General features: G+C 64.0%; 19 protein-coding genes. 9 read left to right on the top strand and 10 right to left on the bottom strand.

What is annotated here, in order from left to right; translation table 11 throughout:
* Window positions 1–157 precede the first annotated feature (157 nt).
* Window positions 158–301 carry a hypothetical protein gene (locus JUB11_RS28565; RefSeq protein WP_207462203.1) on the bottom strand — a complete coding sequence of 48 codons (144 nt, stop codon included), beginning with the start codon at window positions 299–301 and terminating at the stop codon, window positions 158–160.
* A gap of 843 nt (window positions 302–1,144) precedes the next feature.
* On the opposite strand from JUB11_RS28565, the gene JUB11_RS28560 reads away from it, so the two are divergent.
* Window positions 1,145–1,375, top strand: a complete 231-nt coding sequence (locus JUB11_RS28560; RefSeq protein WP_207462202.1) for a hypothetical protein — start codon at window positions 1,145–1,147, stop codon at window positions 1,373–1,375.
* A gap of 298 nt (window positions 1,376–1,673) precedes the next feature.
* Here JUB11_RS28560 and JUB11_RS28555 read toward each other — a convergent pair whose 3' ends face one another.
* Together JUB11_RS28555 and JUB11_RS28550 are read right to left on the bottom strand one after the other, a co-directional pair.
* The gene (locus JUB11_RS28555) at window positions 1,674–1,901 is read right to left on the bottom strand and encodes a hypothetical protein (RefSeq protein ID WP_207462201.1); all 228 of its coding nucleotides are present in this window, start codon (window positions 1,899–1,901) and stop codon (window positions 1,674–1,676) included.
* Between the two features lie 14 nt (window positions 1,902–1,915).
* Window positions 1,916–2,053, bottom strand: a complete 138-nt coding sequence (locus JUB11_RS28550; RefSeq protein WP_207462200.1) for a hypothetical protein — start codon at window positions 2,051–2,053, stop codon at window positions 1,916–1,918.
* A 278-nt stretch (window positions 2,054–2,331) separates the two neighbouring features.
* Here JUB11_RS28550 and JUB11_RS28545 point away from each other — a divergent pair, with 278 nt between their 5' ends.
* The gene (locus JUB11_RS28545; protein WP_207462199.1) at window positions 2,332–2,622 is read left to right on the top strand and encodes a BrnT family toxin; all 291 of its coding nucleotides are present in this window, start codon (window positions 2,332–2,334) and stop codon (window positions 2,620–2,622) included.
* A complete protein-coding gene (locus JUB11_RS28540; protein WP_207462198.1) occupies window positions 2,600–2,950 on the top strand; it encodes a helix-turn-helix domain-containing protein in 351 nt (116 codons plus the stop codon). Before JUB11_RS28545 ends, JUB11_RS28540 begins: the two co-directional genes overlap by 23 nt.
* 99 nt (window positions 2,951–3,049) lie before the next feature.
* On the opposite strand, the gene JUB11_RS28535 is transcribed toward JUB11_RS28540, so the two are convergent.
* From JUB11_RS28535 to JUB11_RS28520, 4 genes are all read right to left on the bottom strand, one after another.
* On the bottom strand, window positions 3,050–3,238 hold the full coding sequence (locus JUB11_RS28535) for an SRPBCC domain-containing protein (protein ID WP_207462197.1): 189 nt from the start codon (window positions 3,236–3,238) through the stop codon (window positions 3,050–3,052).
* 77 nt (window positions 3,239–3,315) lie between these two features.
* On the bottom strand, window positions 3,316–4,284 hold the full coding sequence (locus JUB11_RS28530) for an IS5 family transposase (RefSeq protein WP_207462196.1): 969 nt from the start codon (window positions 4,282–4,284) through the stop codon (window positions 3,316–3,318).
* 268 nt (window positions 4,285–4,552) lie between these two features.
* Complete coding sequence (locus JUB11_RS28525; RefSeq protein ID WP_207462195.1) at window positions 4,553–5,899, bottom strand: glycosyltransferase; 1,347 nt, start codon at window positions 5,897–5,899, stop codon at window positions 4,553–4,555.
* Between the two features lie 70 nt (window positions 5,900–5,969).
* On the bottom strand, window positions 5,970–7,772 hold the full coding sequence (locus JUB11_RS28520) for a tetratricopeptide repeat-containing sulfotransferase family protein (RefSeq protein ID WP_207462194.1): 1,803 nt from the start codon (window positions 7,770–7,772) through the stop codon (window positions 5,970–5,972).
* A gap of 461 nt (window positions 7,773–8,233) precedes the next feature.
* Between JUB11_RS28520 and JUB11_RS28515 the strand changes: the two genes are divergently transcribed.
* On the top strand, window positions 8,234–12,259 hold the full coding sequence (locus JUB11_RS28515) for an autotransporter outer membrane beta-barrel domain-containing protein (RefSeq protein ID WP_207462193.1): 4,026 nt from the start codon (window positions 8,234–8,236) through the stop codon (window positions 12,257–12,259).
* 99 nt (window positions 12,260–12,358) lie between these two features.
* On the opposite strand, the gene JUB11_RS28510 is transcribed toward JUB11_RS28515, so the two are convergent.
* Window positions 12,359–13,072, bottom strand: a complete 714-nt coding sequence (locus JUB11_RS28510) for an IS6 family transposase (RefSeq protein ID WP_207462192.1) — start codon at window positions 13,070–13,072, stop codon at window positions 12,359–12,361.
* A 576-nt stretch (window positions 13,073–13,648) separates the two neighbouring features.
* On the bottom strand, window positions 13,649–15,076 hold the full coding sequence (locus tag JUB11_RS28505) for a sigma 54-interacting transcriptional regulator (protein WP_207462191.1): 1,428 nt from the start codon (window positions 15,074–15,076) through the stop codon (window positions 13,649–13,651).
* 310 nt (window positions 15,077–15,386) lie between these two features.
* Here JUB11_RS28505 and JUB11_RS28500 point away from each other — a divergent pair, with 310 nt between their 5' ends.
* The 4 genes from JUB11_RS28500 (at window position 15,387) to JUB11_RS28485 (ending at window position 19,457) form a co-directional block, all read left to right on the top strand.
* Complete coding sequence (locus JUB11_RS28500; protein WP_207462190.1) at window positions 15,387–16,298, top strand: 3-hydroxyacyl-CoA dehydrogenase NAD-binding domain-containing protein; 912 nt, start codon at window positions 15,387–15,389, stop codon at window positions 16,296–16,298.
* A gap of 76 nt (window positions 16,299–16,374) precedes the next feature.
* Entirely contained in the window at window positions 16,375–17,313 is a 939-nt protein-coding gene (locus tag JUB11_RS28495; RefSeq protein ID WP_207462189.1) for a 3-keto-5-aminohexanoate cleavage protein, read from the top strand.
* 45 nt (window positions 17,314–17,358) lie between these two features.
* A complete protein-coding gene (locus tag JUB11_RS28490; protein WP_207462188.1) occupies window positions 17,359–18,156 on the top strand; it encodes a 3-hydroxybutyrate dehydrogenase in 798 nt (265 codons plus the stop codon).
* A 98-nt stretch (window positions 18,157–18,254) separates the two neighbouring features.
* A complete protein-coding gene (locus JUB11_RS28485) occupies window positions 18,255–19,457 on the top strand; it encodes an ABC transporter substrate-binding protein (RefSeq protein ID WP_207462187.1) in 1,203 nt (400 codons plus the stop codon).
* A gap of 64 nt (window positions 19,458–19,521) precedes the next feature.
* On the opposite strand, the gene JUB11_RS28480 is transcribed toward JUB11_RS28485, so the two are convergent.
* Complete coding sequence (locus JUB11_RS28480; RefSeq protein WP_207462186.1) at window positions 19,522–19,665, bottom strand: hypothetical protein; 144 nt, start codon at window positions 19,663–19,665, stop codon at window positions 19,522–19,524.
* A 658-nt stretch (window positions 19,666–20,323) separates the two neighbouring features.
* On the opposite strand from JUB11_RS28480, the gene JUB11_RS28475 reads away from it, so the two are divergent.
* Window positions 20,324–20,987, top strand: a 664-nt coding sequence (locus JUB11_RS28475; RefSeq protein WP_207462185.1) for an IS5 family transposase, incomplete at its 3' end; no start/stop codon positions are given.

Here is a 20,987-nt window from a genome sequence, read left to right as displayed (position 1 = left end):
GCGCCGACATCGCGATCAACGACGTTCCATCGCCCGTCAGGATGCTGACGGGTGACATAGCGGGAGCGGGAAAGGTTCGGATGGTTCGACATGCCGCATGCATGCCATTGCATGTTGGCAATGTTAAGGCAGCGTTATAGCTGGCATGGTAGACCCGTCACAGGTCGTTGGCCGGCGGCTCGAAGCCCATGTGGTTCATCCACGCCGCCTGGGCCTGCGTATGCTCGTAGCTGAGCCTGGAGTAGACAATCCGGTAGCGCCACACCCGTCCCTGCCGGTCCAAGGTCGTGGTGTCGAACACGGCCCAAGTCCGGCCGCTCTCGTCCACACCTACGGCGAAGCGGTCAGCCTTTCGGAAGCTCGCACGGGATGCCGCTGTTCAGGTCGTTGAGCCAAGCCGCCATTTGCCTGGCCCCCTCGCGCGACAGCCCGGTCTCTACCACCTTGAGCCGACCCGTGCGGCTGGTTTCGTGGGCGTCGTAGACCGCCCAACCATCGCCGCCCGGATACTCGCAGTAGCCATAACGGTTCCCCATCCGGAAGACGCTGAACAGGCAATCTTACCGAACCGTGAACGCGGCAGTATGCGTGAAAGCGCGGCGGCGCCAGCTTGGCAGCCTGCACGAGTTACCGGAACAGCCGTAATACCTCCTGGTGAACGGCCACACGTAGATGGCACGCGATGCAATCGGCATCGACAAATCCGCATGGCAGCCAATCGGTCCGGGATCTCACATTATTATCGCGCACGATACTATAGTGGCATATGCTTCCCTCACGGCGATCGACGGTCGCCACCCGAACAGCAGAACGAACCAGCCGGACACGGGACAGATGAGCGCGGCTGGTCTCACTCGGAACGTTACCAGCGTCATGCAAGCAACGGCCGAGAGCGCGCGGCTCGTCTCCTTGGCACCGCGGCGCGCAACACACGAGCGGCGGAGCTCTCCCAGCGAGGGCTCCGCCGCTTCCATTTTCTGGATGGTCTGGTGTCTCCGCCATGGCGATTCCGCATCCCTGCCATCCCCTCTTCACGCCGTGCTTTGCCGGCACAGATGGAGTCCTGGCGCCCGCCCCGCCGTGAGCGCCGGCGGCATGCGGATCCGCACGCTGCCAACCGATCCGCAGGAGAGGAAACGCGGCCATGAGAATAGTGCTCAACGCGTCCATCGAACTCGACGTCGCCGACCCGCGCGAGGCGACCGCATTCGAGCAGAACCTGTCCGCCTGGTTGCATCAGCAGCAGACGGTGCGTGACGCCACGGTGAGCGGCAGCAGCGTCGGCAACACCGCCCTCTGGCGGCAGTCCCGAGCCGCTGCATTCGGGCCGCGGCTGCGCAGCCCGTTCGCCCGGCAACGCGCGCACGAAGCGTGATGACGGCCTCCATGAAACTGGCGGGTCCGGCCGGGTCTGCCGCCTTGCTGCCGAATCCCAGTTACTGATCCAGGGTCTACGTGACGCCGTAAAAGAGGCTGCACCGCGTCTTGTCGGTGCTCGCCTCCAAAGGGCACTCGGACGGACCACAAGCCCCTCGTGGTCCGTCCCTTCTTCCTGTGAACGAGCCGTAGCGTGGCATCGCAGGAAAACGGTCCGGGCGCTATCAAGCGCCCCCAGGCCGGCGGACGGCCTGCGACGGCCGAGACAGCTCGATCCGCCCCACCGAAAGTGCGGCTTAAAACATGTCCAGCTGGATCTGCCCACCGCCAAGGGCATGCCGGCGGGCGGCCTCCAGGGCTGCGCTCTGGGCGCGCTCCGAGGAGCGGGTGACGCCGGAGTCCACCTGGGTGCTGGCCATTGCCACGATCCAGGCCCGGGTGTCGGGGCCGCGCCACAGCACGGTCAGATCGCAGCCGTGCGCCCGCGCCACGGCATGCCGCGTGGCCCACGTTGTTGTGATCATGCCGTCGTCTCCTGTTAGACCTTGAGCGCCAGGGCGGAGCTGTTGTTGGGCCGCACGTGCAGGTACTTGCCCGTCGTGGCGATGGAGGCGTGGCCGAGGGTTTCCTTCACGAGGTGGATCGGCGCTTGGTTGGGGGGCATCACGTCGGCCATGTCGCTCGTCACCGCAGTCGCGTGGCGGGATGATCATCTCGGTAGCCGGCGCAGGCTCGGCGAGTGTTCGCTCAGAAGGTCGATGCCCGGATCGCCTGCGCCGTGATCAACCGGATGACCAGCTTTCGGCATGCCGGTTTCACGTAAGCTCGCCTGAAAGCCAGCGGGATGGGGGCAGTCTGCCCGCTGCCCGATTTGCGTGACAGGGCCGCAAGGGATGGCGTCAGCCAATAGGCCAGGGCTTGACCGCAGTAGTGCCAGGCACTAGGTATGACGCTATGTACGTCGATTTCGATCCGGCCAAGAGCGAGAAGAATGAGCGGGAACGGGGTCTACCCTTTCCTGCCGCCGCTCGGATTTTTCTGGGATCGACGGTGGAATGGGACGATCTGCGCCACAAGTACGGTGAACGTCGTATCATTGCGGTCGGAATGGTCCAAGAGCGGCCCGTGAAAGTAGTTTACACTTGGCGTCTGCACGAGGTTGAGGGTCCGTTTCGCTGGATCATCTCGGCTCATGTCGCTAGCCGGAAGGAACGGAGGAGGTATGCCGCGTATTTCCCTGAATGATGCTCCGGCTCTGACGGCCGAACAGTTGGCACGGATCGACGCCACGACCGAGGAGGACATTCAGCGGCATATCCGCGAGGATGACTCGGTTGAACTCGCGGATGTTGATCCGACTGAACTCCGGGTGGTTCGCCCCTACCCAGATCCTCGCGAACTCCGGAAGCGGCTCAAGATGACGCAGGAAGAATTCGCCCGGACCTTCGGCTTGTCGGTCTGGACCCTCCGGGATTGGGAGCAGCACAGGGCTGAACCGGAAGGCCCTTCCCGCATTCTCCTGCGTGTGATTGAGATCGATCCCGAGGTTGCTCGGAAGGCTGCCGCCGCCTGATGGTGGTCCCCTCGCAGGGTGATCGCATTAGGAATCCAGTTTCCTAATGCGATCACCCTGCCATCCACCTGCCGGTTGGGCGTGGCTTGCTGGGCAGCGTTACCGTCCTCGCCCGCAGCCCGATATGCGCAACAACGCATCCTCAAACAGTACCTGCGCTGTCATGAAGGCTTTATTCGAAGGCCGCCAGCCAGGACGAAACGCATCGGTGAAAACCAAGCGCTCGTTCTCCACCACTTCGAGAAAGACGCCGGGTTCGCCAAACTGCTCGCCATTGGGACCGTTCATCAGCGTGAAGAACTCCCCACCAGGACCTTGGTGCGCAAATCGGCGTGACAGCGGAGTCTACCGTAGGGCAGAGGTGATCAGGCGACCTTGCGAGTGACCGGCATGCCCAAGCTGGTTATGACGTTCATGACCTTGCATCCGGCGGTCGCCTCGACCCTCTGGGTGCGCAGAGTCCGAGCGCGTAGGCTGCGCCCGATCAGCGTCTTGTAGCGGAGTATCGCCACCTCGACCAGGGAGCGGCGGCCGTATCCGACAGCCTTCTGCCAGCCGAGCCGGCCACGCTCAAGGATCAGCTGGAGGTGTCTGTCGCGCTGGGTCGGCACGGTCTGGGCGGTGTCGCTCGGTACGGCCGTGGAACGTGGTGGGATGATCACCTCCGCCCCTGGGGTGTGTCGGACGACGGCTTGGTAGATGGGCTCGCCATCATAGGCGCCGTCGGCCAGGCCCGCGCCAAGCGGCCGGTCGATCCCCTTCAGCAAGGGGACGACCAGCGACGCATCCCCTTCCTCGGAACTCGTCAGCTCAGAAGCGAGGATCTCGCCAGTGTCGGGATTGACGGCCAGGTGCAGTTTCCGCCAACTCCGCCGTGGCTTTCCGCCATGCTTTTCCAGGCGCCACTCGCCGGCGCCGAACACCTTCAGCCCGGTGGAGTCGATCACCACGTTCACCGGTCCGTCGGCCTTGGTCAGCGCTGCGGCAATGGTCAGGTCAGCGCTCCGGCGCGAAAAGGTCGTGTGGTCCGGGACCGGCAGGTCGAGGCCGAGCAGGCGCATGACCGAACCCAGCAAACCCTCGGTCTGCCGCCAGGGACGGCCAAAGGCGAGGCGCAGCATCAGTCCGGCCTCGATGGCGATCTCCGAGTAGCGCTGTGGCCGTCCGCGTCGGCCCGTGCTGGCGGGCGTCCACGCCGCGGTCGCCTCGGGCGTCACCCAGATCGTCAGGTCGCCGCGCCCACGCAGAGCCGCGTCGTAAGCCGACCAGTTCTCGACGCGGTACCGGGCCTTCGGGATCTTGTGACGTCGACTCTCGTTCGCCTTGTACGGCATGCGGCGGCCCTCGGCTTCAGTGGGAGGCTTCAATAACCGCCAAGGCCCGTCCTCGCCAGTCCACGTCCGATTTATGCGCCAAGGTTTCGCGAACGCCGAGCTCACCACCTGCCGGATGACCTCCGCATTGGTGACGTCGAGCGTGGCGACCCAGAGCCTTTGGCTCTGTTGCAAAGTTTGGTTCAGCCACAAAGGCTGGTATGCAGGACTGGTCCGGACCACGCTACCATTTGGAGGTCAGCAGAAATTTACAACAGAGCCATGCCCTTCATCCGGTACGCAGCAGGTTAACGACTTCATGCAATGGGGCTGTCCAGTCGCCGGGCGCGTTTTGCCGATGCAGGGTCAGACTGGGGTACCAAGGCGTATCGCTCCGGTCTATTAGCCAGCGCCAGTCGGGTGCAAAGGGCAGAAGGACAGAGGCTGGCCGCTCCATCGCACCGGCGAGATGGGCAACGGCGGTATCGACACTGATCAGCCGCTCGAGTCCGGAAAGGATGGCTAAAGTATCATCGAAGTCGGTGATCTCCGGGGCAAGGTTGACCAGCGGCGCCCTGCCGAAATAGCGGCCGATATCTGCCGCCGCCGGGCCGATCTGCAGCGACAGGAACGCAACCTCATCCAGATCGAAAAGCGGGGCGAGCTGATTTAGGCGCAGGGACCGGTTGTGATCGTTGCCATGGCTCGGACGTCCGGCCCAGACTAGGCCGATGCGGCGGTAGGTCCGAGGCACCAGCTGATCCAGACGCCGCTTCCACCAGTCAGCCAACTCGCGATCAGCCTCAAGATAAGGCCCTGTAGTGGGAATGCCTTGCGAGCCCGTGCCAAACAGCCGGGGGAGGCTCGAAAGGGCGCACCAAGTCTGAAAGTCCGGCAAGCTGTCCCAATCCTCGTGGATGCGCTGCTCATCAATGACCTGCCGTAGAATAGGGACCATCTCGGCGCTGGCTGCGACAAGCAGGTCTGGGCAAAGCGCTTGGACCATGGGGAGGTAGCGAGCGAACTGGATCACGTCGCCGAACCCCTGGTCGGCAACGAGGAGGAGTTGGTCACCATCCGGCAATAGCCGGCCGTTCCATTGGCGAGGCGGGGCAAGGCCTCGCGCAGCCAGCAGATGAGGTGGGATCGGGGGAGGGCTGTCCGGCAGACGGAACCGCCACTCATACTCTTCCCAACCCTCCTCAAAGTGGCCCGATACGAGCAGGGCCTCCGCCAGTTCGAAATGGGGTCCGGGCATATTCGGTGCTAGCCGCAATGCGCGTCGGTTGCACACGACGGAGCGCTCGATCTCGAGACGGTCGTAAGAGGTGATCCCGAGGTTGTGGAGAGCGTTAACATCGCCGGGCTCGATAATTGCGGCTAAGCGCCCGTGCCGGGCAGCCTCATCCAGCTGGGCGGCACGCCGGAACTCCTCGCCCAGACCGCTGTGGGCCGTGGCATTATCGGGCTGCAGCCGGACGGTGCGCTCGAACCACCGGATGGCGAGCTCCGGTCGCCTGGAGAGATGGGCGGCTAACCCGGCGAGGCAAAGTGCTTCCGGGGCAGCCGGCTCCAGCGCCAGCGCCACGCAGAGGGCATGCTCCGCGGCGTCGGGCTTTCCCTTGCTCAATTCCAAGTCGGCTTGGCTCAGTAGGTCTCGCAGGGACACTGGGACAGGAGGTGAGGTCATGCTGATCCGTGTGGCCTTAGATCTGGTAGCCGAGGTTGCAAATAGCCGGCTCCATCAGCGGGATCACCGGCTCCAGATGCCGCATGTAAGCGCGGTAGCGGTACAGGGAGCGGGTGTTGAGCTTTTCCGTGACCTGCGCATAACTGGCCGTTCGGGCATAGCGCCTGTTCTCCTCAAACTGCAGGCAACGTTGGTCGAAGCTCAACTCCAGGAAAGCCAGAAGGCGGCGAACATTGGGTTCGAACTCGTTGAGGAGGTCTTCGTAACGCACTGGAAGATAGCGCAACGGCATCTGCTGTCGGTAATGAGACACAAGATCAATCATACGCAAGCAATGGCGGGCGGCTGTCGCCAACTCGGACGCGCAGTGGAAGCCGTGGGTCAGGTCCACTGACATCATCGACAGAACTACATCGAGGGGGTGGCGCAGGACATGAACCACCGGAGCATCCGGGAACATCAGCGCGATCAGGCCCAGGTGCATCTCATTGAACGGCATCTTGTCGGTAAACAGTCGGTTCCCGGCCTCGATCGGCACCAGCTTGCGGGCTTGACGCAGATACTCGTCACGCAGACAGTCCAACCCATCCTGCTGGTCACCCATCCAAAGCTCCGAAAGGGCCTCCGGATAGGCCAGCGGACTGCCGAGGATGCGCGGGAGTGCCACAGTCAGCTGTGAAAGCACCGGCAACTCGTCACCGGCGGCAATCGCCGGGTGAGATGAGAGGATCTGCTCGACCAGTGTGGTTCCCGATCGCGGGGCCCCGACAATGAAGATAGGCTGCGCCCCGGTGGCGCGTGTTTCCGGGCGCGGGAGCCGATGGAGTCTTGGAGCGGTGAAGAAGCGAGTGAGCCGGGTTGTAAGGTCAGCCGCCTCCCCTTCCGCATAATGGTTGCCCGCCTCGCGAACCAGCGCTTTGCCCTGGAGCATGGCAGCGAAGGCCTCATCGGAGCAACCTTGGCGATCCAGGATGCGTGCTTTCTCGAACAATTCGTCCGACGTGGGACCGGCGGGGCGGCGGCCAGCCTCCTCCAGCACTGCGAGCGCCGCCTGCGGTTCTCCTCGCCGAGCCAGCAACGTGGCTTCAAACGAACCAGTGGGGTGGTCAGGGACAAGCCGCCTTCCGCGTGTCAGAAAACGAGAGGCATCCTCCAACTCCCGACCTGCCTCCTCCGTCCTTGCCCAGCCCAGCCAGGTCAGATGGATGGAGGGAGCAAGGGAGACCGACTGCCGATAGAGTGCCCGTGCCTCGTCGATGCGGCCCTGGAGCTTCAGGTTCCAAGCGAGGTTCGCCATTGTAATGCCGTCTGGGTCCGCGAGGTCCAACGCCTGTCGGTAGTGGAATTCCCCTATATGCGGGCAATGGCCCGTCGTTAGGATCATCGCCAGTAGCGCATGGGAGGTCGCATTGTCCGGGGCGAGGCGGACGGCATTGCGGGCTTGAAATTCTGCCTCTGGCAGACGGCCGGCCTTGAGGAGCAGGCCGGCAAGTTGCTGGACCGCAGGCAAATTGTCCGGCGTCAGGCGCAGGATGCGCGCGAGCAGGTTGATCGACGCATCTATCTGACCGGATCCCTGCAGGTGTTGGGCGAGCATGGCCAATGCCCCGGTATGACCGGGCGCCACGTCCAAGATGGCAAGGCACAACTCACGTGCGGAGCCTGTATCGCCGTTTTGCAACGCCATGGCGGCGCGTTCGGCCTCGGCAGGGACCCAATCCGGTACCGGTCCCGCTAGGTCGACCTCTGAAATGGCGCAACAACGTCGCGCGCGCAAACCGCTTTGGCAGTCACAGAAATCATTGGCGTTCTTCGGCATGGGCAGGCGGTCCTAAGGCGATCGTGGCTTCAGTGGAATCAGTCTGAGATGGTGGTTTCGGGCAGCGACGACGATATGGAGCCGGATTGAGCAAAGCAAGCCGAGCAATGATCATATAAATTACTCAACTAGACGTGCCCTTTTATGATCGAGCGCTCGCGCCCTGTCAAATCTACCAGCTTGAGGTATTCATCCGATTATGGACGGGCTGCGCAGGGCCAATCACCCGCAGCAATCCGTTTCAAAATGTCGCATCGTGCCGCAAATAAACACATTTTTGAAAGCCTCTGCTACATGCGGATAAATTTTGTTTCCTTTTTACACCACCGCGCGAGGTAAATTTGAAGTAACACGATGCGAATAGCTCAAACGTTTGTAAGAAATGCTGCCTTGGCGCAAGTAGCGCATCCGGAAGTAGTGTGATCATAGGCGTGCGAGCGGAATGTTCTGCAGGTGATTCGATGCGTAAGAACCAACTTAGCCGCAAGCCAAGTCGCACACGTCGCGGAGTTGCCAGCCATTTCCCGGTTATGGTCTCAGCGCCGATCGCCCTGGGGGTATCGCTGGTTGGCTCTGCGGCCCATGCCCAACAGACCATTTCGACACGCACCACGAACACTCTTTATACAACGCAAAGCAATATCCTGATCACCAACACGGGCGCGATTACCGACGACGGGCCTGGACCGAATGAGCTGTATACGGGTGTCGCCATTCAATCTCCTCGGGGATGGACATTCACCAACAACGGAGTCATCCGGGTCTCCGGTGAGTTTCATGTTTATCCGCAAGGTTCGGCTGTCTACAGCTCATTCACCGGCACACTAACGAACACCGGACTTATCAGTGCGTTGAATGCCTCTTCCGGTATTTATAGCGGAAATACGTCGGGCGTGAGTTTCATGCCGATCACCAATTTAGGAACCATCATCGCTGACTACAAAGCAATCTTCACCAAACACAACGTCTCTATTATAAACGGTTCGGCAAGCGACCGATCAGCGCTTATCCGGAATTATCGAACGCCTAGCGCCGATCATGCCGCCATCGATGTCGGCGGGGGACTGTCCGGAGGCAACACAATCGTCAATTACGGGACGATCATCGGCACAGCGGATGCCATTGCAACCACCAGTTCATCGACTATCACGAACTACGGCGTGATCCGCGCTGGAATGGGTTACAACGCTGTCAATTTCAGGAATGGTTTGAACAACGTTCTGATCCTTAAAGATGGCAGCCAGGTCGCCGGTAATCTGCGGTCTGCCGGCGCCGGCGGTTCTCTGACGTTGGAGGGGAGCGGCTCGCTCAGCGGCACCATCTCCGGTTTCGCGAACCTCACTCTGAACGGCACCGACTGGGCTTTGTCTGGTCCGACGACCGCCAGTAATATTCAGGTTCAAAGCGGAACGCTGCGGCTGAGCAACACTGTGACCAACACCAACGCCGCAATCGTGTCCAGCGGCGGAACACTAGCAGGAACACCGACCTTCAGCGGTAGTCTGACGCTGCAAAGCGGCGCGACCCTTGCGCCGGGCGCAGTGGGCACGCCCGGTACCTTGACGGTAGGCGGCGCTTACACCCAGCAGACTGGCGCGACGCTGAAGGTGGAGACGACTTCCACAAACGCCTCACGTTTGGCGGTATCAGGAGCCGCCAATGTGGCCGGTGACTTAGCAGTTGCCGTGAACGGAACCGGCTACGCGGCCAGCACTGACTACCCTGTTATTACTGCGGGCGGGGGGATCACCGGCACGTTCAGTTCAGTCACCGACAATGACCCAAATCTGACCCCTACCGTCACCTATGACGCGGCCAACAACCGCCTCATGCTGACGCTGACCCAAGCGTCGCCGCCCCCGCCGCCCCCACCGCCCGTGGTGTCGCCTCCGCCGCCGCCGCCCGTGGTGTCTCCCCCGCCGCCGCCTCCGCCCGTGGTGTCGCCGCCGCCTCCGCCGCCGCCCGTGGTATCGCCGCCGCCGCCGCCTCCGCCCGTGGTGTCGCCGCCGCCTCCGCCGCCGCCCGTGGTGTCGCCTCCGCCGCCGCCGCCCGTGGTATCGCCGCCGCCGCCGCCTCCGCCCGTGGTGTCGCCGCCGCCGCCGCCTCCGCCCGTGGTGTCGCCTCCTCCGCCTCCGCCCGTGGTGTCGCCTCCGCCGCCGCCGCCCGTGGTGTCGCCTCCGCCGCCGCCGCCCGTGGTATCGCCGCCGCCGCCGCCTCCGCCTCCGCCCGTGGTGTCGCCTACGATAGGAGTGATTGACACGAGCCAGCCGACCTTCACGAACAATGATGGCGCGGTGCAGGCAAGCACTGTCACATTCGATGGTGGAACGCTGAAGCCGACCGCCCCTCTAATGCTCAAACAGCCTGTCCAGGTGACCGCCAGCAGTGGCGTTATTGATCCAAATGGTGGCAGGGTCTCACTCTCTGGAGGCGTCAGTGGAATAGGCGCTCTGACCGTTTCAGGCTCTGGCGAGCTCCTGCTGTCCGGAGTTGTCTCCAATGCGGGCGGTGTGGCAGTCCAGCAGGGTCAGGTAACGGTCGGAAACGGCGGTATCGTCGCGGTCCCCGTCACGGTCGGGAACGGTGGCAACATCACGGTCGTCGAAGGTGGCGGCATGGGTGGCACGGTTGCCGTTAAGGGGGGCACCCTGTCGATCGCGCCCAATGGCATCGTCAACGGTGCCGTCACCCTGTCGGATGGCGGCAACGCCAATGTCGAGGGCGCGGTGATGGCACCCGTCACCGTGTCGGAAGGAACCGTGGCGGTTGGTGAGGCTGGCAGCATCGGTGCCCTGACCGTTGGCAATGGCGGCACTGCCCGGATCAATGGCCTCGCCGTGTCAGACGTCACCGTCGGCCGGGGCGCGACCCTGTCCGGTAGCGGTACCGTGCTCGGGCCGGCAACCTTGTCGGGCGCTCTTTCGCCCGGAAACTCGCCGGGCGTGCTCACCTTCCGTGCTCCGGTCACCCTGACCGCGACCAACATCTTCCGCGCGGAGATTGACGGCCCGATCGCCGGCAACGGCTCTGGCCATCACGACCAACTCCGTGTCGCGGGGGCAGGATTCACGGCCGCTGGCACACTGACGCCCGTGTTACGCGGGATCTCGGGAGACGCAAGCAACCGCTTCAACCCGGCAATCGGTCAGAGTTTCACGGTGGTGTCCTCCGAGGGTGGCGTGGCCGGGCGCTTTGCGGCATTCGACCAGCCGACCAGCGGGCTTGCCGCAGGCACGCGGCTCGACGTGCTCTATGGCCCCGACCATGTCACGTTGGCGGTCACGCCGCGCAGCTACGCCGACCTGAACGCGGCGGGCCTCAGCCAGACCCGCAACCAGAGTGCGGTCGGTGGGGCGTTGGAAAGCTTCCGCCCGGCACCCAACGCTACCTCCCCGGCGGCAATCCGTACCCTGTTCGACGGGCTGCACAGCCTCTCGGCGAGCGAGATCGCCCCAGCACTGAACCAGCTCTCCGGCGAGATCCACGCCGACATGATGGTGGCGGACCGGGCCAATCGCCGACTGTTCGGCCGCGCGGTGGAGGCGCGGCAGGCAGCCGGTCGTGGCTCAGCCGGTGTGCTCGGAGCTTCGGGCGCGGTGCTGTTCGATGGCCGAGAGGCCGCCGTCAGCGGCACGCCAGGCGCAATCTCCACGGACAGCGCCGACGGCATGAGCGTCTGGGGCCAGCCGCTGGTATCCTGGGGTCGCAGCGCTGGCGATGGTAACGGCTCGTCCACCACCCGCCGGACAGGTGGCTTCATGGTCGGTGGCGATTACGCGCTCGACGCGGACCTCTCGGCTGGCGTGGCGCTCGGCTTCCTCAACAGCGACGTGCGGGCGAAAGGCGGGCTGGGCAAGGGCGACCTGGACAGCTACCAGGTTACCGCCTACGGGAGCTGGACGCCTGGAGCAGCCTTCCTCGACGCGGCATTGGGCTACGGCTACAGCCGCTACGAAACGGGGCGCGCCGTCTCCATGGGCGGGTTGAACGCGGCAGCCTCCGGCGAGGCCGGCGGACACGATCTGTCGGCAGAATTGTCGGGTGGCTATCGCATGTCCATCAACCGGGCATGGGTCGAGCCGCGGGCCGGCCTGCGTTGGGACCGGCTGCAGCGGGAAGGCTTTACCGAGAGCGGCAGCACGTTGCTGAGCCTTGGGGAGGAAGAGGAGACGGAAAACGCGCTGCGCAGCTCGCTGGGCGCACGCTTCGGGACGGCTTTCCGCTTCGACGACGTAACAGTGGAGCCGGCAGGTATGATTGCATGGGAGCATGACTGGACGGACATCACTGGCGAGACAACCGGTTCGCTGAACGGAGCGCGCTTCACCACCCACTCCAGTCGTCCAGGCCGGGACGCGGGGGTGATCGGCGCGGGGGTGACGGTGCGGATGAGCACGCAGCTTGCCGTCCAGGCGGGCTATCTCGGCGAGTTCCGCAGCCTCGAGACCAGCCACAGCCTCTCCGCCGGTTTGCGCTGGAACTGGTAATGATGATTGAGGGTGTGGACAGAATGTTCACACCCTCTGGATGGCCGGTTCTGTTGCAAAATTTGGTGACGGGTGCGGAGGGCCGCGGCGTCTGTATCGTCAGGCGGCAAGACCGAACAGGCTGGCGATGAAAGATGCCTGGGATGGCATGTCATTGGCGGGCATGCCGGCGACCTGATCCTTGCGGACCATGGCCATGATCTCGTAACCGGCGATCGTCCGACGCGCGGTGTGGAAGCCCTTGAACCCGAGCCCCGGCCGGACCAGCCGCTTGATGCGCCGGTGGTCCTGTTCAACGATGTTGTTCAGGTACTTGCGTTGCCGCAGCTTGGTGAAGCGCCACAGCTCACCGGCCTTCTTCATCGCCCTGGTGGCACTCGGGTAAGCGGCGTTCTTGTCCACCGTGACGGTGCTTGGGTTCACGGTGTGGGCCTGCTTCAGCGCCTTGCGGAAGAAGCGCCGGGCGGCCGCGGCATCACGCTTGGCACTGAAAAGGAAATCAACCGTCTGCCCACGTGCATCGACGGCGCGGTACAGGTACATCCAGCGGCCCTTCACCTTCACGTAGGTCTCATCGACGCGCCAGGAGCCGGTTGTCATCCGGAGGTGCGGCCGAATGCGTTTGTCTAGCTCTGGGGCATAGGCCTGGATCCAGCGGTAGAGCGTCGTGTGGTCAACCTCCACACCGCGGTCGGCCAACATTCGCTCCAGATCACGGTAGCTGATCGGAAACTGCAGGTACCAGCGCACGGCCCACAGGATCACCTCCAACGTGAACTGCCGGCCCTTGAACGGGTTCTTCCTGCTGCCCATTACCCCACCGCTCCCGTCGCCGAAACGGACACCATCCTACGCAATCCCGGGGAGGGGGCCAAACTTGCAACAGAGCCCTCCCCCGCCCCGTCCCCGGCCCGCGCGTCGGTCATCGCCCCTCCCCTCGCCGCTTCCGGGAGCCTTGTGGTTTGTGCCCAACGCCCTGCCCTGCGGGCGGCGCCCCGGGCGTCTGTCTGGCCCTTGTCAGGCCTTTTGGCCGGGTTTTCCGGGGCGGAGTATGGCTATCGCGGTACTGTCCGAAAAGCAGCACTTAAACGGCACGGCGACTGGTCAGGACGAAGAAATTTCCCGACGTCCAAATGGTCTCGCCACCGGACACCGTGACCTGTATGGCCTAAGGCCCGATGTTCGACGTCCGCATAAGGCCTTATTATGGAAACCCAATTGCGGTAGCGGAGTTGGAGGCGGACTTTCAGCGCCTCAGCGGTATGGCCTGAGCAACCTCCATCATGTCCCAACACCCGCAAGAACCTGACGCATCCGGACAGACCTCCGGTTGCGGTTCATTTTACCGCGGCCTGCTGTCTCATCGAACCGGGCAGCACCCCACTCGGATCACCGTTCGGAGGTCGCCGTAATGTCGTGTTTGCGCAATTTCGCATAAAGGTTAGTGCGCGAAAGACCAAGGCTCCGAGCGGCCTCAAGCTTGTTGCCCTGCGCCTCTTCGAGCGCGGAAAGGATGAGTGAGCGCTCCAACTCATCCATGGCTTCGGCGAGCAGCCGCTTCCTGGGCGGCAAAGCTTGGCGGTCGGCAGCCGATCTCGGGAGGATATCGGCGAAGTCCGCGGCCATGATGCGGTCCCCCTCAGTGCGCACATAGACCTGCTCGATGACGTTGGCTAGTTCACGAACGTTGCCGGGCCAATCGTACCCGTGCAGCGCCTCCAGCGCCGATGGGGTGAGGTCGCGCATTGGCTGATCGAGGCTTACGGCCACCCGCTCCGAGAAAAAGGAGGCTAGGATCTCCAAATCCTCTTTGTGATCGCGCAGTGCCGGCAGCTGAATCGGGAAAACGTTGAGCCGGTAGTAGAGGTCCGATCGAAACGTGCCGTTCCGCACCATGTCTGGCAGCGGCCGGCTGGTTGCCGCGATGATGCGGACGTCCACCTTGATGACCTGATTGGAGCCGAGCGGCTCGACCTCGCGCTCCTGCAGCACGCGCAGCAGCTTGGCCTGAAGCGGCAGCGGCATGTCGCCGATCTCGTCTAAGAAAAGGGTGCCGCCGTGCGCGAGCTGGAATTTTCCGGAGCGCGGCTGGCGACCGGCGCCGGTGTAGGCGCCCGGAGCGACGCCGAAGAACTCCGCCTCCAGCAGGTTCTCAGGAATGGCCGCGACATTGAGCCCCACGAAGGGAAGGTCGACACGGTCCGAGGCCGCATGGATTGAGTGCGCCACCACCTCCTTGCCGGTTCCCGTTTCGCCCAGCAGCAGCACCGCCGAGCTGATCTGGCCCGCCTTGCGCACCAGGCGCTTCACCTGGAGCATTGCTGGGCTGAAGCCTATCAGGTTCTCGACCGTGTATTTCGGCGCCCGGCTGGTAGCCAGTTCCCGCTCCATGCGAGCCAGACGCAACTGCAGCTTGTTGAAGCGTTCGGCGATGGGCCGGAGATAGGTCAGGCTGTTTTTCAGGGCGAAGGCGATGGCGCCGATGATCTCCCCTCGCCCGTCGCGTAAGGGCAGGCGGCTGACCAGCAGCGTGTGTTCTCCATAGCGCATGATGTCCAGCGGGAAGGAGCGGCCCGTCTCCACCACCTCGCGCATCTGGCTGTGCGGGATGAGGCGTTCGACCGGCTGCCCGACCACCTCTTTCATGGACCGAAAGCCCAGCAACGCCATCCGCTTGTCATCGAACCAAACGTGCTTGTCGTTGGACCAGACGATGCGCGCGTCCTTGTCCACCAGAATGGCGCCGTCGATCATTTCGTCGATCATCACCATCAAAGCGCGCGCGGCCGCGAACTGCTCGTTCCATTCCGCCGTCATGCCGCCCTCCCCCGCGTCGCGCGCCGTCAATATTCAGAACACAGTCTGTCAAAATCCAGCACACGGGGAAAGCGTGGAAACGTTGGGCTCTGCGTCGCATGTCGCGGAAAGATGTTCAGATTCGCGAGTTCCCTCCCGCCCGATGCCCTGCCGGGCCAAAGAAAATCCTTGTAAAACAAGCTTCTCCACATCTGGCACACGCGTTGCAAATAGAAACGCAAAAAGCTGGCGATGCAAACAATCGGCTAAACCCCCGATATCGGCGGTTTGCTGCGGCATCCGTTCGGACAAAGGGACGAAAGCACAGAGCATGGCACATCAACGCATCGGCATCATCGGCGCTGGACTGATGGGGCATGGGATCGCGCAAGCGTTCGCCGCCGCCGGTCACCGGGTCGACATTCAGGAGACCGCTCCCGACCGCCGGACCAGGATCGTCGACCGTGTCCGCCGCAATCTCCTGGAGTTGGGAATGGACGGCGCCATCGCGGACCGGATCCGCCCGCGCGAGAGGCTCGAGGACGCCGTCCAAAGCGCGGACATCGTCATCGAGGCGGTCCCTGAGGACCTTGCGCTCAAGCAGCGGGTGTTTGTGGCGATCGAGGCCGTGGCGCCGCCCCATGCGCTGCTGGCGAGCAACACATCGGTGATTCCGATCACCCGGATCATGGAGCCGCTTCGGGACAAGACGCGCGCCATGGGTACCCACTGGTGGAACCCGCCCTACCAGATCCCGCTCGTCGAGGTGATCGGGACCGCCGAGACCGGCGAGGCCGCGCTCGCCGGGATGATCGACCTGCTGGCTTCTATCGGCAAGATGCCGGTGCATGTCCGCAAGGACGTCCCCGGCTTCATCGGCAACCGTCTGCAGCATGCGCTCTGGCGCGAGGCGATCTCCCTCGTACAGAACGGCGTGTGCGACGCCGAAACCATCGACACCGTGGTCAAGGCCAGTTTCGGCCGGCGGCTCGCCATTCTGGGGCCGCTGGAGAACGCCGACCTTGTGGGTACCGATCTGACGCTCGCGGTTCACGAGCACGTCCTGCCCGATCTCGACCGCACGCCCGAACCCTTACCCATTCTGCGCGATCTCGTCGCAAGCGGACGGCTCGGCATGACAAGCGGAGCCGGTTTCCGGAACTGGACGGAGGCCCAGCGGGCCGAGGTCCACGCCCGCCTTGCGTCCCACCTGCGAAGGCTGGACGGGTTCGAGCGCGAGTGATCGCGCGGTTGCTGGCAAGGCGCTGAATTTTCACTCTTCCGCGGCCCACCGGGCCGGACACACAGGAGGGCCTCCCATGGCCGCATCACAGAAGAAGGTCATCATCAGCTGCGCGTTGACGGGGTCGATCCACACCCCAACCATGTCGGACGCCTTGCCGGTCACGCCGGATGAGATCGTCGAGCATGGGGCCGACGCAGCCGAGGCCGGAGCGGCGATCCTGCACCTGCACGCCCGCGATCCCCGCACCGGGCAGCCCACGCCGGACCCCGCGGTGTTCATGGAGTTCCTGCCGCGCCTCAAGCAGTCCACCGACGCCGTGCTCAACATCACCACCGGCGGCTCGCTCAACATGACGGTGCAGGAGCGCCTTGCCGCCCCTCTCCTGGCCCGGCCGGAGATGTGCTCGCTCAACATGGGCTCCATGAATTTCGGCATCTTCCCTCTGGCGGAGCGCTACAAGGACTGGAAGCACGACTGGGAAGAGCCCTATCTGCGCAGCACGGACGACTTCATCTTCCGCAACACCTTCCGCGACATCGCCTACATCCTCAAGCATCTGGGCGAGGGCTGCGGAACGCGCTTCGAATTCGAGTGCTACGACGTCGGGCACCTGTACAACCTCGCGCATTTCCTGGATCGGGGGCTGGTGAAGCCGCCGCTTTTCGTTCAGACGATCTTCGGCATCCTCGGGGGGATCGGCGCGGAGCAACGCAACCTCGTCTTCATGCGGGAAACCGCCGACCGCCTGTTCGGCAAAAATTACGAATGGTCCGTGCTGGCGGCCGGTCGCCACCAGATCCCGTTCACGACGACCGCCGCCGTGATGGGAGGCAACGTCCGGGTCGGGCTCGAGGACAGCCTGTACCTCAGCAAGGGCCGTTTGGCCCGCAGCAACGCCGAGCAGGTGGCGAAGATCCGGCGCATCCTCGAAGAGTTGTCGCTCGAGGTCGCAACGCCCGCAGAGGCGCGCGCCATGCTCGGCCTCAAGGGCGCCGACCAGGTGGCCTTCTAAGCCGCGCGGACGCCCCGAATTTCTAAGACGCCCAGAGGAAAGACCATGCGCAACAGAAACGCCGCAGTCCCCAGAAACGCCGTCGTCACCGGCTCCACGAGCGGCATCGGTCTGGCGACCGCCCGCGCGCTCGCCGAAGGTGGCTGTCACGTGATGCTCAACGGCTTCGGCGACCGCGCGGAGATCGACCGGCTGTGCGCCGAAATCGCGGCACGGAGCGGCACGACGATCGTCTATTCGGGCGCCGACCTGAGCCGGCCGGAAGAGGCCCGCGCCCTGGTAAGCGAGGCGACCGCGGTGCTGGGTCCGATCGACATACTGGTGAACAACGCCGGGATCCAGCACGTCGCGGCGTTGCACGAGTTCCCGGAGGACAAGTGGGACCTGCTGCTCGCGGTCAACCTGAGCGCCGCCTTCCACACCATCAAAGCGGCGCTTCCCGCAATGCGCGAGCGACGCTGGGGGCGCATCGTCAACACGGCGTCCGTCCTCGGGCTGGTGGGGGCTCCGCACAAACCCGCCTATGTCGCGGCGAAGCACGGCATCATCGGCCTGACGAAGTCCGTGGCGATTGAGGTCGCCGAACACGGCATCACCTGCAACGCAGTGTGCCCCGGCACCGTGCTGACCCCCATCATTGAAAAGCAGATCGCCCAGCAGGCGCAGGTCACCGGCCTGCGGGAGGAGCAGGTGCTCGAAGCGGTCTTCCTCGACAAGATGCCCACCGGCCGGCTGGTGCCGCCGGACGAGGTTGCGGCCACTATCGCCTTCCTGTGCTCCGATGCCGCCGCCTCGATCACCGGCACCGCCATTCCCGTGGACGGCGGATACACGACTCACTGATTTTCCGAACGGCGTCGGGCCGAGGCGTATCGCTGGCCAAAGCGGCACCCCGGATGACGTCCCCAACCATCAAAAATCAAATCCGTAGGGAGTGAAACATGCGCGAGATGCTTCTCGCCGGCGCCGCCTTAGCGGCCCTGGCATCCGGCACGGCCCAGGCCCAGATGTCGGAGGGCGTCATCAAGATCGGCATGCTGTCCGACCGGTCGGGAATTTACGCCGACATCAACGGCGAGGGTTCGGCGGTGGCCGCGCGGATCGCCGCCGAGGAAATCGGCAACGCCATCAACGGCACCCGGATCGAGATCATCGTCGGCGACCACCAGAACAAGGCGGACATCGCCGCCAACCTGACACGCCAATGGATCGACACCGACAAGGTCGATGTCGTCGCCGACGTGCCGAACTCCGCGGCCGCGTTGGCCGTCCAGGGCATCACGCGGGAGAAGAAGCGCATCTTCCTCATGTCCGGTCCAGGCTCGACCGATCTGACGGGCAAGGAATGCAGCCCCTATGGCTTCCAGTGGACCTGGGACAACCGCTCCGTCGCCTCGGCCACCGCACGCACCCTGGTCGAGCAGGGAAAGAAGAGTTGGTTCTTCGTCACGGCCGATTATGCCTTCGGCCATTCGCTGGAAACCGAAGCCGCCAACACCGTCAAGCAACTCGGCGGCACCATCAAGGGCAGTGTGCGGCATCCGCTGGGCTCGTCCGACTTTTCATCCTTCCTGCTGCAGGCGCAGGCCTCGGGCGCGGAGGTGGTCGCGTTCGCGAACGCGGGTGGCGACACTATCAACGCCGTCAAGCAGGCGGCCGAGTTCGGCCTTCCTCAAGGTGGGCAGACCATGGCGGGCCTGCTGCTGAACATCAACGACATCCATGCGCTGGGACTCGAAACCGCGCAGAACCTGACCCTGGCGAACTCCTTCTACTGGGACATGAACGACGAAACCCGCGCCTGGTCGAAGACATTCGAGGAACGAACCGGGCGCAAGCCGTCGATGAATCAGGCGGGCGTGTACTCGGCGGTGAAGCATTACCTCAAGGCCGTGCAGGAGATCGGCACCGATGATGCCGACAAGGTAGCCGCCAAGATGCGCGGCATGCCCGTCACCGACATGATGATGAAGAACGCGACCATCGCGGGCAACGGGCGTGTCTTCAACACGATGTATCTGGCGCAGGTGAAAGCGCCCGGCGAGTCGAAGGGGGCTTGGGATTACCTGAAGATCCTTACGGCCATTCCCGGCGCGCAGGCCTACATCGATCCGAAGGACAGCGGCTGCCCTCTCGTCAAGTGACGAGCGGGGAGCGGACGGGCACCGGGCCGTTGCGCGGCGGCCCGGGTTCAGCAAACCATCGGCGTCACGCGAGGTCCCTTGCCATCTCCGACCGGATCAGCAGGTCGGTGTCGGGCGAAAAGCGCGCCTTTAGCGGCAGCATCGCGGCACCCAGCACGCGCGCCATCGGGCCGATCGAGCCGGCGGTGACAACGGCGGATCTAGGCAATCTTCCAGCGAAGCAACGAGAGGACCTCTCCATGAGCGAGCATAACGAAACGCACACCATGCACTGGATCGGCGGAAGGTGGGTCGGATTAAATCGGGCTCTGTTGCAACGTTTGGTTCAGGCACAAAGGCTGGTATGCCGGATTGGCCAGGACCACGCTGCCTTTTGTAGGTCAGCAGAAATTTGCAACAGAGCCGTCGTCAGCGCCCCCTCCCCTTCGCTCGGGCAGTAACTCTCCAGCTAAGTGCCCTGAGGTTTGAGCGTCAGGCGGCGGTGAGCGCCAGTCAACGGTCGGACTCCGAATACGCAAGACGGTGCCATAGAAATTTCATACTCACGAGGACGGGCAAGGCGTAGGTTTTGCCTTACCGTTAGCATAGGCGCCTCAGGCTGCGAATGGCTGAGAGAGAGGAGTGCTCTTGCCTGCTTTAGTCAGCAAGGAGCTTCACCCATGGAAACCAACCAGTTAAGCCATGCCGAGTTATCAGGCGCATCACCTCGGATTTGCTGCCGTTGTTGGTTTGGTGCACGGATGCGGCGGTTGCCCGGTCGGATGAGGTCGGGTAGAAGGCGGCCCCCTTGCTGATCTCCCTGCTTGAGCATGCCGCACAAACACAATGCTGACCGCCGGCATCGGATCCCGAAAGCCCGCTACCGAGTGACGAACTGGCAGGCCTACGAAGCCGGGCTGCGGCAACGCGGCTCGCTGACGATCTGGTTCACCGAGGAAGCGGTTGCCGCTTGGCGAGCTGGGCCGCGGACCACACCGGGCGGTCAGGCGCGCTATTCGGATCTCGCGGTCGAGACGGCGCTTGTTCTGCGGGCGGTGTTTCACCAGCCCTTGCGCCAGACCGAGGGGCTGGTTGGCTCCCTGCTCGCGCTGATGGGGCTGGACCTGCCGGTGCCCGACCACACGACTTTGAGCCGACGGGCCAGGACGCTGGTGGTGGCCGCTCCGGCCTGGACGGCGAGCGGACCGGTGCAGCTGGTGGTCGACAGCACCGGCGTGAAGCTCAGCGGGCCTGGCGAATGGCTGGTCGAAAAGCATGGCACCCAGCGTCGCCGGGCCTGGCGCAAGCTGCACCTGGGCGTCGATGCCGAGACTGGCACAATCGTCGCCGCGACCCTGACCGGCAAGGAGGTCGATGATGCCGCTGAGCTCGGGCCCCTGCTCGACCAAATCGAGAGGCCGGTCGTCGCGGTCATTGCCGACGGGGCGGACGCCAAGACGGTGTTCGATCAGAACGGGTTGCTCGACCAGCTGAAGAAAGCGCTGACGGAACGAGCCCTGCGCGCGGAGCTGGATCATCACCTGGCCAGCG

Source organism: Azospirillum sp. SYSU D00513 (assembly GCF_017356015.1).
Lineage (GTDB): Bacteria > Pseudomonadota > Alphaproteobacteria > Azospirillales > Azospirillaceae > Azospirillum.
This window is presented reverse-complemented; position numbering and strand designations above follow the sequence as displayed.

Coding starts and splice junctions, on each gene's coding strand:
- JUB11_RS28560 (WP_207462202.1), top strand. CDS start 1,145: ATGAGAATAGTGCTCAACGCGTCCATCGAACTCGACGTCGCCGACCCG.
- JUB11_RS28555 (WP_207462201.1), bottom strand. CDS start 1,901: ATGATCACAACAACGTGGGCCACGCGGCATGCCGTGGCGCGGGCGCAC.
- JUB11_RS28550 (WP_207462200.1), bottom strand. CDS start 2,053: ATGGCCGACGTGATGCCCCCCAACCAAGCGCCGATCCACCTCGTGAAG.
- JUB11_RS28545 (WP_207462199.1), top strand. CDS start 2,332: ATGTACGTCGATTTCGATCCGGCCAAGAGCGAGAAGAATGAGCGGGAA.
- JUB11_RS28540 (WP_207462198.1), top strand. CDS start 2,600: ATGCCGCGTATTTCCCTGAATGATGCTCCGGCTCTGACGGCCGAACAG.
- JUB11_RS28535 (WP_207462197.1), bottom strand. CDS start 3,238: ATGAACGGTCCCAATGGCGAGCAGTTTGGCGAACCCGGCGTCTTTCTC.
- JUB11_RS28530 (WP_207462196.1), bottom strand. CDS start 4,284: ATGCCGTACAAGGCGAACGAGAGTCGACGTCACAAGATCCCGAAGGCC.
- JUB11_RS28520 (WP_207462194.1), bottom strand. CDS start 7,772: ATGCCGAAGAACGCCAATGATTTCTGTGACTGCCAAAGCGGTTTGCGC.
- JUB11_RS28515 (WP_207462193.1), top strand. CDS start 8,234: ATGCGTAAGAACCAACTTAGCCGCAAGCCAAGTCGCACACGTCGCGGA.
- JUB11_RS28510 (WP_207462192.1), bottom strand. CDS start 13,072: ATGGGCAGCAGGAAGAACCCGTTCAAGGGCCGGCAGTTCACGTTGGAG.
- JUB11_RS28505 (WP_207462191.1), bottom strand. CDS start 15,076: ATGACGGCGGAATGGAACGAGCAGTTCGCGGCCGCGCGCGCTTTGATG.
- JUB11_RS28500 (WP_207462190.1), top strand. CDS start 15,387: ATGGCACATCAACGCATCGGCATCATCGGCGCTGGACTGATGGGGCAT.
- JUB11_RS28495 (WP_207462189.1), top strand. CDS start 16,375: ATGGCCGCATCACAGAAGAAGGTCATCATCAGCTGCGCGTTGACGGGG.
- JUB11_RS28490 (WP_207462188.1), top strand. CDS start 17,359: ATGCGCAACAGAAACGCCGCAGTCCCCAGAAACGCCGTCGTCACCGGC.
- JUB11_RS28485 (WP_207462187.1), top strand. CDS start 18,255: ATGCGCGAGATGCTTCTCGCCGGCGCCGCCTTAGCGGCCCTGGCATCC.